This is a genomic window from Psychroflexus aurantiacus (genome assembly GCF_010820555.1).
Taxonomy (GTDB): domain Bacteria; phylum Bacteroidota; class Bacteroidia; order Flavobacteriales; family Flavobacteriaceae; genus Psychroflexus; species Psychroflexus aurantiacus.
On the sequence record NZ_JAAIKD010000003.1, the window covers coordinates 434857 to 449888 of the forward strand.

Annotated in this window: 12 protein-coding genes; 7 read left to right on the top strand and 5 right to left on the bottom strand. The window is 43.5% G+C overall.

All coding sequences use genetic code 11. The features are described from left to right. On the top strand, positions 1–2355 hold the full coding sequence (locus G3567_RS07445) for a DUF2309 domain-containing protein (protein ID WP_164004689.1): 2355 nt from the start codon (positions 1–3) through the stop codon (positions 2353–2355). Positions 2356–2473: 118 nt separating this feature from the next. Here the strand turns inward: G3567_RS07445 and G3567_RS07450 are convergent, their stop codons facing one another. Further along, complete coding sequence (locus G3567_RS07450) at positions 2474–3343, bottom strand: DUF808 domain-containing protein (RefSeq protein WP_164004690.1); 870 nt, start codon at positions 3341–3343, stop codon at positions 2474–2476. 75 nt (positions 3344–3418) lie between these two features. Then, positions 3419–4201, bottom strand: a complete 783-nt coding sequence (locus tag G3567_RS07455; protein ID WP_164004691.1) for an Fpg/Nei family DNA glycosylase — start codon at positions 4199–4201, stop codon at positions 3419–3421. A gap of 307 nt (positions 4202–4508) precedes the next feature. Between G3567_RS07455 and G3567_RS07460 the strand changes: the two genes are divergently transcribed. Further along, the gene (locus G3567_RS07460) at positions 4509–6917 is read left to right on the top strand and encodes a zinc-dependent metalloprotease (protein ID WP_164004692.1); all 2409 of its coding nucleotides are present in this window, start codon (positions 4509–4511) and stop codon (positions 6915–6917) included. A gap of 310 nt (positions 6918–7227) precedes the next feature. Beyond that, positions 7228–8511, top strand: coding sequence for a S8 family peptidase (locus G3567_RS07465; RefSeq protein WP_164004693.1), 1284 nt, complete (start codon positions 7228–7230; stop codon positions 8509–8511). Between the two features lie 136 nt (positions 8512–8647). Here G3567_RS07465 and G3567_RS07470 read toward each other — a convergent pair whose 3' ends face one another. The 3 genes from G3567_RS07470 to G3567_RS07480 all read right to left on the bottom strand — a co-directional run bounded on the left by G3567_RS07470 (position 8648) and on the right by G3567_RS07480 (position 11914). Further along, positions 8648–8947 carry a hypothetical protein gene (locus G3567_RS07470; protein ID WP_164004694.1) on the bottom strand — a complete coding sequence of 100 codons (300 nt, stop codon included), beginning with the start codon at positions 8945–8947 and terminating at the stop codon, positions 8648–8650. A 151-nt stretch (positions 8948–9098) separates the two neighbouring features. Next, the gene (locus tag G3567_RS07475; RefSeq protein ID WP_164004695.1) at positions 9099–9527 is read right to left on the bottom strand and encodes a nucleoside deaminase; all 429 of its coding nucleotides are present in this window, start codon (positions 9525–9527) and stop codon (positions 9099–9101) included. A gap of 872 nt (positions 9528–10399) precedes the next feature. After that, positions 10400–11914 (bottom strand): BCCT family transporter, encoded by a 1515-nt coding sequence (locus G3567_RS07480; protein WP_164004696.1) that lies wholly within the window; start codon positions 11912–11914, stop codon positions 10400–10402. Between the two features lie 385 nt (positions 11915–12299). Here G3567_RS07480 and G3567_RS07485 point away from each other — a divergent pair, with 385 nt between their 5' ends. The 4 genes from G3567_RS07485 (at position 12300) to G3567_RS07500 (ending at position 14861) form a co-directional block, all read left to right on the top strand. After that, positions 12300–12836: a 1-acyl-sn-glycerol-3-phosphate acyltransferase gene (locus G3567_RS07485; protein WP_164004697.1), complete on the top strand. Its 537-nt coding sequence runs from the start codon at positions 12300–12302 to the stop codon at positions 12834–12836. Between the two features lie 203 nt (positions 12837–13039). Next, positions 13040–13498 carry an MgtC/SapB family protein gene (locus G3567_RS07490; RefSeq protein WP_164004698.1) on the top strand — a complete coding sequence of 153 codons (459 nt, stop codon included), beginning with the start codon at positions 13040–13042 and terminating at the stop codon, positions 13496–13498. A 63-nt stretch (positions 13499–13561) separates the two neighbouring features. Then, positions 13562–14143 carry a DUF2911 domain-containing protein gene (locus G3567_RS07495; protein WP_164004699.1) on the top strand — a complete coding sequence of 194 codons (582 nt, stop codon included), beginning with the start codon at positions 13562–13564 and terminating at the stop codon, positions 14141–14143. A 7-nt stretch (positions 14144–14150) separates the two neighbouring features. After that, entirely contained in the window at positions 14151–14861 is a 711-nt protein-coding gene (locus G3567_RS07500) for a PepSY domain-containing protein (RefSeq protein ID WP_164004700.1), read from the top strand. The last annotated feature ends 171 nt before the right edge of the window (positions 14862–15032 follow it).

Sequence of the window (15032 nt, forward strand, 5' to 3'; positions counted from 1 at the left end):
ATGAAACCAGATACAATTCATCAGAAGATTGAGACTGCTTCCCATGTGATTGGCAAGACATGGCCGCTATATGCCTTCGTGACCTCCAATCCGCTGACCGGCTATGAAAATGAGCCTTTCAAAGAGGCAACGCTCAGGGCAGAGCAGCTCGCAGGCGGGCATCTTTTACCGGAGGTTTCGGTCTTCAGGAATGCATGGGAAAAAGGAGAAATTGACCAACAGGAATTAAAGGCCCTTTTCAAAAAAAACGGGGTCGCTTTTTCTCCGGAAGAAAGTCTGCTTCAAATGGAAGCTACACATGCTGAATACCTGAATTCTTCTCATGAAGTCGATAGGCTTCTCATCAAATGGCTGGTGGCTTTTATGGATGAAGGCCTTGCCGAATGGAGCATGCCCAATAAAGAAAAAGGCTTTTATAAAGCCTGGAAATCCCTGGTTCGGTACGATAAAGAATTCAGATTAAAGCCTTTGGTGGCTCTGCCTGACGAAAGTTCTGACTTCTTAAAGGAACTTTTAGAAGAATTCTCTGAAGACGATCAGCTTAAACTCTTCGAACATCACTTAGCCGCCTTACCAGGCTGGACAGGTTACATCAAATACAGGGCAGAAACAAATTCAGAATGGCAAAAAAAATTCAGTATCACTCTGGAAGACTACCTGGCCGTTCGCCTGTGCATTGCAAGCCAGTTAAATTTCGACTTGCTTCCCGCTCAGCCCATCGCTCAGAAGAAGAATGAAAAAAGGGAACTTCAGTATGCCTGGCTAAAAGCCTGGGAACTGACCTGGCAAAAAAGAATGTCCAAAGACCTGGACACCCTGCTTAAAACGTCACAGGAAACCCCTGCTTCGAATCAGGAAGCTCAAGCTCCCGACGCCCAGCTGGTGTTTTGTATCGATACCCGATCGGAGCTGATCCGTCGCCACATCGAGTCTCAAGGAAATTACGAAACCTTTGGTTATGCCGGTTTTTTTGGAATTGCCATGGATTATACCAACTTAAGCAATGGTATTACCAAAAAATCATGTCCGCCGATTTTAGCTTCTGCCTATAAGGTTTCAGAACAGCCAAAAAGCGAACATCAGCAGGAAGCCAAAACATATCACCAACGCCAGAAAAAGGAAAAATTCACGCATTACTTCCTGAAACGCATGAAACACATGCTCCCTTCAGCCTTTGGATACGTGGAAGGCTCCGGCTTCTTTTACGGCATTTTACTTTTTCTAAGGACCATTGTCCCGGGAAAACTTTACAACCCCAGACGAACTGAAAACCGATCTTTTGAGCGGCATTTCAATCCACAGCTTCATGCTGTAAATGAAACCTCGTCTTCAGATGAAATCCGTCTGGAAGAAAGAACTGCCATCGTGAAATCTGCCTTTGACCTGATGGGATGGAAAACCTTCTCCCCTATAGTCCTGTTTGTGGGTCATGGCAGCCACTCAGCCAACAATCCGTTTGGATCCAGTTTAGATTGTGGGGCCTGTGCCGCCAGTCCCGGCAGACACAATGCCCGAATGCTGGCTAAACTCGCTAACCAGCCCGACGTGAGAGAAGCGCTCAAAGCCTCTGGCATACATATACCTTCAACAACGTTTTTCGTAGGAGCAGAACACAATACAACCACAGATGAAATCCTTCTGTTCGATGCTGAACGGCCGGAGACTCACAAAGCCCAGCTGGCTAACCTGAAAGCAAGGTTGCACCAGGCTCAGGCTTCGGCAACCTCAGAACGTCTGGGAAAATCGGAAAACAGCATTAAGGCAGCGCATATAAAAACCAATGACTGGTCTGAAACCAGACCCGAATGGGGACTTGCCAAAAATGCAGGATTTATCGTCGGCCCCAGAGCTTTATCCAAAAGCATCAACCTGAAAGGAAATTGCTTCCTGCATTCTTACGACTGGGAAATGGACCCGGAAGGTCAGGCACTGGAAGGTATCATGCAGGGCCCTATGGTGGTAACCCAATGGATCAACAACCATTACTACTTCTCTTCGGTGGATAATGACAACTATGGCGGAGGCTCCAAAATCACGCATAACGTCACAGGACGATTTGGCGTCATGCAGGGAAATGGAGGTGACTTAAAAAGAGGCCTGCCCCTGCAATCTGTGAACGAAACCGATCAAAAAGCCTATCATCAGCCCCTGAGGTTATCGGTTTATATTCAGGCTCCATTAGAACGAATTAACGGTATTCTAAAAAAGAACGCGAACCTGAAATCTCTGCTGGATAACGAATGGATTTATCTCCTGATCATCGATCCTAAGGATTCTAACCAAATCAAGCGCTACGAGCAGAATTTAACCTGGAAAGCTTCCAGTACAGCCGTAAAAGAGCTGGCTGATCTGTGATAACTCCTAAAGCAAAAACTCCATCCTAAGCATGTTTTTGTTTTTAATCCTTTATTGGCGGAGACTGGTAAACGTCTCTGCCTTTAGAGGTTTATGATGTGAATGTCAAATCGGTTTCCTAGCTGGCAGAACCTTTTTTCCAAAGCTTAGTCGCCCCCTTTACAACGGGCAAAACGGTGAACCCTACCACAAGCCCGACTACAAATTCTGCTAAAATAGAAGGCAAACCTGCAAGAAGGTCGTGGATGAAATGAATGTTGTGCGTGAAAATTCCGCCGGAAACCAGTAATAGAGCAATCGTACCAATGACCGTCAGGCTTTTGATAACAACAGGTAGCGCATTAATCAAAAAACGACCGATTTTATCAGACACACCGTTGTCTAAAGAAACCAGCTTAGCGCCAAATTCGTCCATTCGGACAATTAGTGCCACCAGACCATAAACGCCTACAGTCGCGACTAAGGCTATCAGGCTTACCGTCAGAATTTGAGTGAGTAAATCTCCCTCTGCAACACTCCCCAAAGCTATAATCACAATTTCTACAGACAGAATAAAGTCGGTAAGAATCGCCGATTTTATCTTTTTCTTTTCCAGACTTAGGATGTCTTCTTTCGGAAGTTTCTGAAGTTTCGGAGTTTCGTTCTTATTGGCATGCGGCACAAAATATTCATATATCTTTTCGGCACCCTCATAGGCAAGGTATAAACCGCCAAGGATAAGAATGATATTTATGGCTGCAGGCAAAAACGCATTCAATAAAAAGGCCAGCGGCAAAATGATCAACTTATTGAGAAAAGAACCTTTGGTTATCTCCCAGATGACCGGCAACTCACGTGCAGACATAAATCCGGAGGCCTTTTCGGCATTGACAGCCAGATCGTCACCCAGCAAGCCTGCTGTTTTCTTTCCGGCGATTTTACCCATCACCGCTACATCATCCATCAATGTAGCCACATCATCTAAAAGCGCAAAAAATCCTGAAGCCATACCTGAGTTTTAATAGTGAGGAGCAAGATAAGGCTTCCTGCTAAACTTTTATTTCGAAACCACGGATTTTTGAGCTTAAAGCTCCTGCCATTGAGGTGAGAAGTAGGTGGTCCTCCCGCCTACTTTTATTTTTTCAATTTCAGCGCCCGTATGAAAACAGGTGGCCCCTTCTTTTCTGAAGTGCATCAGGAAATGTTCCGGGAAGTCGCCGTAATGGGCGTCGTTTTCGATGGCCACTTCAATCACGGTTTTCATAGCATCGAAGACACGCTCTATTGCCTCAGAAGTCAAATCTTCCACTTTTTTGGTCGGATGCATTTTGGCCTGGTATAAAATTTCATCGGCCATCCAGTTTCCTAAACCGGCCGCCACGCTTTGATCCATCAGGATCTTTTTGATATCGGTCTTTCGGCCCTGCAGTGAGGTTTTAAAATCCTCGAGCTTCAGCGCTCTGGCATCGTCGCTTAACTTATGTTCAGCTTTAAATTCTGCTATGGAACCGGTGAGGTCCCACCAGCCAAACTTGCGTTTGTTTTCAAAGGCAAAGTGGAATCCATTCTCAAAAGTTAACTGGATGTGGCCGTATTTAGGCCGGTCCTCTTCGCTCTTATAATAATTAGGTCTGCCCGTCATTCCAAAGTGTATGACCAGTATTTTGTCACCTGTGGTCTCCACGAACAAATATTTGCCAATGCGCTGTGTGGCTTTAAATTCTTGATGGATTAAATGCGCTTCAAAATCTGATCTGGATTGCTTGAGCAATCTTGAATCCCGGCAATCCAAGGCAATAATGCGCTGATGCAAAGCCGTACTATCTATATACACCTTGTAATTCTCTACTTCTGGTAATTCGGGCATGACTTTTTTATTTAAAGTTATAAAAATAAGCAGATCTCATTACATTAAGCCTGATGCATTCCATCTAAGTTCTCTTTCATCTATTTTCAAAGTATTCCCGCAAGCGGATTTTGCACCTCCTAGCTCTATGCATCACAATACATTGCTTACATCAAATCCTTAGCTTAAATATCCAGCTGGGTGAGATGACTTCTAAAGGGGTTTCAATAGTTTTGATGTTTCGTCATAATTATATGAATCATTAACCTGGCATTTTCCCGGTAAATCTTATATTCGGTGTTAACTTATTTTTTGAACGCTGAATATCATGAAAACATTTATTTGCATTGCTGTTTTACTTATCACCTCACTGGCTAACGCGCAAAGCTTCGACAGCTTAAAAGACAAGGACGAGCTCACCAAGCAGGAAGGCTTTTTCGACTTCTGGTATTCCCAGAAAGAAGATAAAATTTACCTGCAGGTCAACCGTCTGGATCAGGAATTTATCTATGTGAATTCACTGACCAGCGGTCTGGGTTCGAACGATATTGGTCTGGACCGCGGTAAGCTGGGTAACACCGCCATCGTCAAGTTTCAGCGTGCTGGAAATAAGCTGCTGCTGATGCAGCCCAATCAGGACTTCAGAGCCAATACCTCTAACGAACTGGAACGCCGAAGCGTCGAAGAGGCGTTTGCCAAATCGGTGGTCTTTGGTTTTGACATCCTGGAGGAAAACGAAAATGCGTTCCTGATCGACTTCACTCCCTTTTTGATGCGGGATGCTTACGGGGTTTCCAAACAACTGAAGCGACAAAAACAAGGCACCTATAAACTGGACCAAAGCAAAAGCGCCTTGGCCATGCAACGCACCAAAACCTTTCCGAAAAACACCGAATTTGAAGCCCTGCTCACCTTCACTGGCGATGCAGAGGGCCGAAACATCCGCTCGGTTGCTCCCGACGCTTCCAACCTTAGCGTCATCCAGCACCACAGCTTGGTGCAGTTGCCCGATGAGGGCTACCAGAAACGCGAATTCGATCCGCGAAGCGGCGCGAATTTCATCTCCTATCAGGATTATGCCACCCCTATTTTTGAGCCATTGACCAAGCGCTACATCACACGCCATCGCCTAGAGAAAAAGAATCCTGAAGCCAGCCTGAGCGAAGCCAAAGCGCCGATTATTTATTATTTAGACCCCGGAACCCCGGAGCCTGTCCGGTCTGCTTTGCTGGAAGGTGCCCAATGGTGGGACCAGGCCTTTGAAGCCCTGGGCTATAAGAATGCCTTTCAGGTCAGGATGCTTCCTGCCGATGCCGATCCCATGGATTTGCGGTATAATATGATACAATGGGTACACCGCTCCACCCGCGGCTGGAGTTATGGCATGAGCATAGTCGATCCGCGTACCGGTGAAATCTTAAAAGGTCATGTGAGTTTAGGAAGCCTCAGGATTCGCCAGGATTTTATGATTGCCCAGGCTTTGATGAACCGACCATTTGCCGCTTCAGATGAAAATTATAAACCTATGCTGGACATGGCTCTGGCAAGAATTCGCCAGTTATCGGCTCACGAAGTCGGGCATACCCTGGGGTTTGCGCATAACTTTGCCGCCAGTACCAATGCGGATGCCAGCGTCATGGATTATCCGCATCCCAACTTAAGACTGGAAGAAAACCAGATCGATTTCTCCAAAGCCTACGACACCAATATCGGTGAGTGGGATAAAGTGACCGTGGCTTATAGCTACGGAGCCGGCGATACCGACCAAACCGAAAAAGAATACCTGGAATCCGTTTTAAAACAAGCCCGGGATGAGGGTCTGCAGTTTATCAGCGATGCCGATGCCCGTGCACAGGGCGGAGCCCATGCGTATGCCCATTTGTGGGATAATGGCAGAGAGGCTTCCGAAGAATTAAACCGTGTCCTGGAACTTCGTCAGACCGCCATCTCTCACTTCTCTGAAGACAACATCAGGACGGGGGAAGCCTATTCCGTTTTAGAAGATGTGTTTGTGCCTTTGTATTTCTTCCACCGCTATCAAACCGAAGCTACCGTCAAACTCATCGGGGGTCTGGATTACAACTACGCCACCAAGGGAAGTAATTTGAAGGTGGTGGAAATGATTCCGAAGCAGGAACAGAAAAAAGCTCTTGAAGCCACTCTAAAAACACTCGATGCTGAAACTTTAGCCATTCCAAAACGCATTCTGGACCTGTTTCCGCCCCGTGCTTTTGGCTACTCCAGAAACCGAGAATCGTTCAAAAGCAATACAGGGGTCAGTTTTGATGCCCTGGGAGCTGCCGCTACAGCAAGCGACATGAGCTTAGGCCTGTTGCTGCATCCGGAGCGAGCCAACCGATTGGTTCAACAGCACGCCCTGGAAGACTCCAATCTAGGATTGGAAAAGGTCCTGCAGGAACTGGTCAAAAATTCATTCCGACAGAAACACAGCTCCGATTATCTGACTCAGGTGCAAAACACCATCAATTTCAATGTATTGAAGCATGTGATGAACCTTTCAGCAAGTGATGAAAGCATACCGCAGGTGAAAGCCCTGGCCAATAAAATCTTAGCCGAATTAAAAGACAGGTTCAGCAAGGATGATTCTGCCATAACTTCAGAAATGCATTACCGCATTGAACAGTTTATGGAAGACCCCGAAGAATTCGAAGTTATCCCTTCACCTGCAATCCCTGACGGCAGTCCGATTGGAAGCTTTCAGTGCTTAAATGAATAAGGGTTGAAAGGTCAGAGGTTCACGCGCGATTGAATCACCAGACGGTACCCGATGCCAGACCTAATTATAGACGCTTGAAAATCCATTTTGGTCTTAAAATTTTCGCCTATGCAAGGTTTTGGTGAAATAGGTTTTAGAATTTCTAAATTTTAACATTTTTACGAATAAGACCCTAAGGATTTGCAAATCAGAGGCCTCCGGTTTTTATGCATGAGCTTAAGCAAGCCCTACTAAAAAATCGGCCGGCAATTTGTTTGGCTGGTATTAATTTATTGTTACTTTTATCTTAATACTAACATAAATTCATACTATGAAAAATTATTTTAATTTTAAGTTTTTACTGGTTGCGACCTTTGCAATCACATTGTTTTCCTGCTCGGAGGAAGTAGATTCCGACAGCATCCAAAACCTTAAAGAACAAGACAGTTTCGACTCCGCAAATACTGTCGGACAATCTCAGCTTATTCCCGGACAATATATCGTTGTGCTTAAGGGCAATGCCGCAGAGAAAAACGATTCCAATCTGAATGCTCGCGAAAATGTGTTGAACATTTTGCAAACCATACTTTCTGAAAGTAATTCTGCTGAAAACAAAACATCTGCAAACCTAGAGCCTGTTAATGTTTATTCCAGATCCATTGCCGGAGCTACCTTAAAATTAACGGAAGCTCAAGCCGATCTTTTAAGAATGGACGAGCGGGTAAGCTACGTTGAGCAGGATCGTATTGTTCAATTCGCACCACCTTGTGGAACTCCCAACGGAGGTCCATGTGATCCAACCGATCCAGTTGATGGCGGCGGTGACGGTGGAGGAGGCACCTCTTCTCAGGAAACACCTTGGGGAATTACACGTGTGAATGGTGCAACCGGTTATACCGGAAGCAATGTAGCCTGGGTATTAGATTCTGGTATCGATTTAGATCATCCGGATTTAAATGTAGATGCCTCTCGTGGATACAATGCCTTCACTTCTGGCAGAGATGGAAAATCTACGGATGATGGAAACGGACACGGTACACACGTTGCTGGAACCATTGCGGCTTTAAATAACTCTTTAGGGGTTATTGGTGTTGCTCCTGGAGCAACTGTAGTTCCTGTAAAAGTACTGGACTCTAGAGGTTCAGGTTCTTATTCTGGTGTTATTGCCGGAGTAGACCATGTGGCTGCAAACGGAGCTGCTGGTGATGTTGCCAACATGAGTCTGGGTGGACCTGTCTCTGTAGCACTTGAAGATGCTATTAAAGCTGCTGCTCAGAAAGGTATCAACTTTATGCTTGCTGCCGGAAATGAAGCACAGGATGCGAATAATGTATCTCCTGCGCGTGTGAACGGAACTAACATTTATACGATTTCAGCGATGAGTCAGGGTGACAACTGGGCCAGTTTTTCAAACTTTGGAAATCCACCAGTAGATTACTGTGCACCTGGCGTTTCTGTTAAATCTACCTGGAAAGACGGAGGCTACAACACGATTAGTGGTACTTCCATGGCAACACCACATGCTGCCGGTGTCTTATTACTGGGTGCTGCAAGTACAAGCGGTACCGTAAACGGTGATCCCGATGGAACTGCCGATCCTATTATCACAAACTAATTAATAGTATAATAGATTATATAAGAGCCGATTCGTCGGCTCTTTTTTATTTTATAGGTATAAGCAGCTATCTAATTTTAGACCATACAAGTTTATGAGAGTTCACTCGCGATTGCATCGCGCGTTGGCTACTTTTTTATTTGACCCCGATCACGTTTAAATAAGTCGGCCCTCCATCCACAGGATAGCCCTCAATGGGTTCTGCAGTTAAAGTTATTGTCTTACCTATATACTCATCAAGGTCTACCCTTTCACTTTTTAAAGCATACAAAGCATCTTCGGTTTGAAGTGTATGCGTTCCATATTGGTAGCTGGTGATGCCCTGAGCCTGTAAAAGCCCCGTATACTCTAACATAGGAGACGTGTTAAAATCTTTTTTTTGTGTACTGCAAGTCAGTAAACATAAAGCAAGAACAGTATATACAAGTGTTTTCATGACATTTATTTTTTTAAAAGTTAGTATTTTTTAAATAATCCACCGAAGACAGAGGCTTTATTTTTTTCGATCAAAAGCTGGTTAAAAATTCTGCCGGCGTCGCCTCCCTTGCCGAACTATATCAAAGCCTTTTTTAATACGTCTTGTAGCATCAGTATTCGAAAAGCTCGAGACATTTCTCACGCTCAACACCGGGCACCAAAACAATGCTGTACCAGGATTTTTGAGCGATTTCCTCACAGGAAACATGGATTTGATGTCCGTATGCAGAAGCATCTGCAATGGAGACACCATACACCACTTTACCAATTCCGGCCCAAACCGCAGCACTCATACACATGGGGCAGGGCTCTACGGTCGAATAAAGCGTCAGTGTCCTGGCATCGCTATATTCTAAATGTTTCAGTTGCTGAATCACGTTGACTTCGGCATGCGCCACTGGCCCGTCTTGTTTTGTGGTGTTATACGCTTCTACAGACTGCTGCTCTTCATTGACGATTACCGCACCAAAAGGCGTGTGTCCTAATTTTGCCTGTTCAATTGCTTTATGCATCCAGTACTGCTGATCCTTAGCTATCATTTCAAATTTAATTTAGGGTATTGATTGAAAGTTTGCTTTAACACAAATGATGTCAAAGCAACTTGAACATTCGTTTTCCAGCCTGTCCGTTAGGGTCTAGCAGCCATAAAGATAAACGCCTCTCAATAAACAAATTCAAAATTAACTTTTATCAAAGCCTATTTAAACTAAATTTATTTCAATAAATTAGTTACTAGTTTTTTAAATGTCTATTATTAATAAGAGAAAAAGATGAATTTTGCGATGGATTTTGGGCTTGTATTGCTGTAGACATTCTTCCAGTCGTTTTAATTATTATTGCTTTACACTGTGTAATATGTCAAATATAATTTACTATGAACACTACAAATAAGATTTTAATTTTAGTTTTAATTTTAGCATTTACATGTCTAATTATTGGATCCTGGTCTAAAATCAATGGTCATGAATCATTGGAATGGTTGTTAACTCTTGGTTTTATCTTAAAGCCCATAATTATTATTTCATTGTTGATTTACAACTTTAAAAAAATTAAAATGGTATTTAAATAAAAAAGCTTGCCATTCTATTTATTTTTAATAGCGACGTTTGGCTTTAGACAAATGTCGCTATTGATTCAGTAAATTATTTTTTGAGTTTAAAATTATAGACAGACTCTCATAAAGTAATGAGGAGGCTGTTAAGGCAATAAAGATTTAGGCTTCAGAATTTGATTAATATTTAACTTTAATAGACTACTTTGTGCAAAGCACAAAGTCTCTTACAATGACTATAAATTAATCGATATGAAACCCTCGTTTTCTGAAGCTGAATTTTCATACGCAGGCGGAGCTCTGCAAATGTCTATTTCACTTAATTACTAAAGCTCCACCAGGCTGAGTGTCATGTTCCATTTACTTATGTGTCAACTGATCGTCTTTTTTAAGACTTTTAAGCAAAGACAGACTCACAAAAAACAGGATAACGGCAAAGGGAAATCCCGTGGAGATGGAGGCCGACTGCAGAGCAGACAGGCCACCTCCAATCAAGAGTGCAATGGCTATGCCCCCTTCCATACAAGCCCAGAATACCTTTTGTCCTTTTGGAGCATCCAGTTTACCCCCGGAGGTCATGAAGTCAACGACCAGAGAACCGCTGTCGGAAGAGGTGATAAAAAAAGTAGCCACCAGAAAAACACTCAGGGTGGCAGTAATCTTATAATAGGGCAGCTGTTCTAACATTTTGAACAGGCCCAGAGAACTGTCATCCGAGACGATTTGAGCCAGATCTAAACCGGTATTGACTTGCAGGTCTAAGGCAGCTCCGCCTAATACGGACATCCAGAGCATCGAAAACAGGGAAGGTACCACCAGGCCATACAAAGCGATGTCTCTAAGGGTTCTGCCTTTGGAAATCCTGGCGATAAAGGTGCCTACAAACGGAGACCAGGAAATCCACCACACCCAGTAAAACATCGACCAGGATTTAAACCAGGCTCCCTCTTCCCCGTACTGATTTCTATAGGTGCTTATTTCAAAAAAATCAGTGATATACAGACCCAGACTCTCTACAAGGCCGTCAAGCAGAAAGACGCTAGAACCTGCTGCCAATACAAAAAAGAAGAGCAGCAAAGCGAGAATTATATTCAGGTTACTCAGGTATTTCAAACCTTTGTTTAACCCTGAAAGCACAGAAAGAGTGGCTATCAGAGTGATTCCGGAAATGGATAAAATCTGGAGGTTAATCGTACTGGACAGACCCGATAATTCTGATATTCCTGATGAAAACTGAACCGCCCCAAAACCCAGTGTGGTGGCTAAACCAAACAGCGTAGCCAGGACGGCAATAACATCTATGGCATAGCCCGCAAAGGAATTCATGTACTTTCCAAACAGCGGTTTTAGGGTAGATTTTATCGATAAAGGTGCTTTTTTATTGAAGGTGAAATAAGCCAAAGCGATCCCCAGCAGGGTATAGATTCCCCAGACATGAAATCCATAGTGAAAGAAGGTATGTTTCATCGCCAGCTTCGATTTTTCCACTCCACTGAGTCCTTCCTCTATGGGATTGCTGAAATGCAGCATGGGTTCGGCTACACTGAAATAGACCAGGCCGATGCCCATACCTGCAGAAAACAACATGGCAATCCAGGAAAATTTGCTAAAATCAGGACGTACATCTTTGCCCCCTATTCTTATGCTTCCATATTTGCTGAAAGCCAGATAGATCACAAAAAACAAAAAATAGTTGATGGCAAGGGTGATGAACCATCCAAACTGCTCTGACATATACCCCCGAAAGACAGAGAATCCTTTCTCGGCCTGCTCATCGAAAAGGATGGTAATGCTTACAAATAACAAAGTGATTAAAGCTGAGGGAATAAATACGGGTTTGGATATATCGAAGTATTTAGTTGTATAATTTCTCATGCTGCTCTATTGTCGACTCACTTAGAGCCGTTCATAAAATTAGATTGTGTTGGAGTCTCTGAGGTTTTGTTTACACCTGCCACGATTGAATAAAAACAGTGTGAAAACGGATAATTGTATGTACTAAATTTAAAGTTTATAAGCGTTTTTTGCATAACCTGTGTATGACTTCCTTTCCCTTTTGACAGCAATTTAAAGTAAAAAAAAGTCTGTGCGGTGAAAACAAAAAGCTTTTAGGATTTAATAACATGAATTGAATCCTGAAATTCGTGTTTATAAGCTGCCTAAGTCTTATTTTTACCTCGAACATTCAAACCTTGACGTCTGAAATAAGACCGCTCTCTTACATAACTATGGATATCACGATCTCATTGACCCGGACCAGATGGTTTTAGCAAAATTTATATTTCATTCGCTCTTAGGCTGGTCTATTGAGGGTGAGTTTGAAAAAAAAATAAAAAAAACCGTCATTACGGTCTCGCCGCATACCAGCTGGCATGATTTCTATATTGGAGCCTTAACCCGAAAGATTATAAATGTTCCCATTCACTATGTCGCCAAAAAGGAACTCTTCGACTCCCCTTTTGGCTGGTATTTCAAATGGATGGGCGGCGAACCTATCGAACGGGCTTCCAAGCAAAATAAGGTTGAACAAATCGTTGAACTCTTCAACTCCAGGGAGGAATTCCGTCTCGCTATAGCTCCGGAAGGGACCCGAAAAAAGGTAGACCAGTGGAAAAGCGGATTTTACTATATCGCTCATCAGGCCAATGTCCCTGTCACTGCGGTCGCCTTCGACTACTCTACCAAAACCGTCAAAATTTCAAAGCCTGTTTACACGACGGGGAACTATGAAAAAGATTTACAAAACTTACAGCGGTTTTATAAAGGCGTGGTCGGTAAAATTCCCGAATATACCTAAGAGCCTTGAGACGCGAATTGTTTTTTTTACCTATGCCGTTTTATAGGAGTGAAGCAAGAAGCGGGGGTTGTGTGTTTAAAAAATTAAACTTTTCTTATTTTGACAACACCAAATTTAACTCGTAAGCCTTATATTCGATACAAAGACTTAAAGCAAAAGGTTTTGACCTGAATTACGAACCTGAAACGTAAAACCGTTTTATCATGCCCGACTTTAACTGGAATGGAGAGTTACTGATCCTGATGAATGTGACGATCGCAGCCATACTGACTGGCTTTATCGGCCTGGAAAGAGAAGCCAAAGATAAGCCTGCTGGCTTTAGAACCAATATGATCGTAGGAGGATCCTCGGCCCTCATTCTGTCGCTCGGGAAAGTCCTGGTTGAAAACTATATGCAAAGCGGACTGCAGGAGGTTATCCAGCCGGATCCCACGCGTATTATTGAAGCCATCATTCTGGGCATCAGTTTTATAGGCGCGGGCACCATTTTAAAAGCCAACGCAGAAAGCAGGGTGTATTATCTTACCACTGCGGCTACCGTCCTTTTTTCGGCTGGGATTGGGATAGCCGTAGCCCTGGAACAGTATGTCCTTTCAGTCACAGCCACCTTATTATTAATTATCATCAACAGAGCCGCCAAGGCAATAAATAAAAAGGTCTGATCTTTTTTTAATCGTCTTAAGCTCTCTTTCCAAACCTTAAACCACACCTAATTTTAAATACCCATGAAAAAAATAGCACTTGTTATTTGTATTGTTTTGATCAGTACCTCCTGTAAACAAGAAACTAAAAACGACCAATCCTCCAATCATGAGCATGAGGTAAAGGTTTCTGAGACGGAGACCAAAAAAACACTGAGCCCGCACACTTCAGAAATGGCAGTCATTGACGGCGCCCATATTCATATAGATTACTCGTCTCCCGGAGTAAGAAACAGAATGATCTTCGGAGGTCTGCTGGCCTATGACGAAATCTGGCAGGCAGGTGCGCACAAGGCCACCTGGATAGAAACCGATAAAGATTTGGAAATTCAGGGCAGGGACCTGGAAGCAGGGAAATATGGCTTTTTTGTGATTCCTTCTCAGGAGGACGCCTGGACACTTATTTTCAACACACACTGGGATCAACATGGAAAAGATGAGTATAACAAAGACCAGGATGTCTTGCGCGTAAAGGCAGAACCCTCTGAAAGTGACAGCCTTACGGAGCATCTCACCTATACCATTGAACAAACAGGCGATGATACCGGGATTATACGTATGTCCTGGGAGAAGTTAAGCATTCAAATTCCCTTCAAAGTAATCTAAGAATCAGATGATTAAAAGAAAAACAGCCTTAAAAATAAGAAAGGCACACCGGTATCTGGGTATTTTCCTCGGTATACAATTTTTGATGTGGACCATAAGCGGAATGTATTTCAGTTGGACTGACATTGATGAGATTCACGGAGATCATTTTAAAAAAGAATCCGTTAGTGCATCTGCTTTTGAAAATCTGGTCAGTCCTTCCGGGCTTGAAACGAAAAGGCCTGTCTCATCCTTAGAACTTAGAGAAATTGCAGGAAAGCCATACTACTGGGTCAACGAAGCTCAGCTTTTTGATGCTAGGACAGGAAGCCTGAAAAAAGAAATTTCAGAAGAAGAGGCTTTACGTATCGCAGAACGCTATATGTTGGAGGAATTGAAACCGGAACACATAGAGCGCATCGAAGAGGTCGGAAGCCACAGCGAATACAGAGGCAGACCCCTGCCCGCTTATGTCATATCCTACCGGACTCCAGAACATATCAAAGCCTATGTGTCGGTCGAAGACGGTGCTTTCCAGACCCTGAGACACAGAGATTGGCGCTGGTTTGATTTCCTCTGGATGACGCATACCATGGATTATCAGGGGAGAGATAATTTTAATTCCTGGGTGCTGAGGGTGTTTTCTCTTCTTGGCTTGATTACGGTATTCAGTGGGTTTTTACTCTGGTACGTCAGCTCTCCCAGCCTTAGGAAATGGAAGAAAAAAACCAAGAAATGAAACTCCAGGGTATTCCTATACACACAGGGATACCCCGACTTATACATTTCCTATTCAGATGAGATTAACTCAGAGCGAAGGACATCCTAACTTTGTCAAACCTGGCCAGGTTTCAGGCTTTAAACTAAACACCCCCCTAAAACAAAGTTTCAGGGGGGGGTGTTTAGTTTA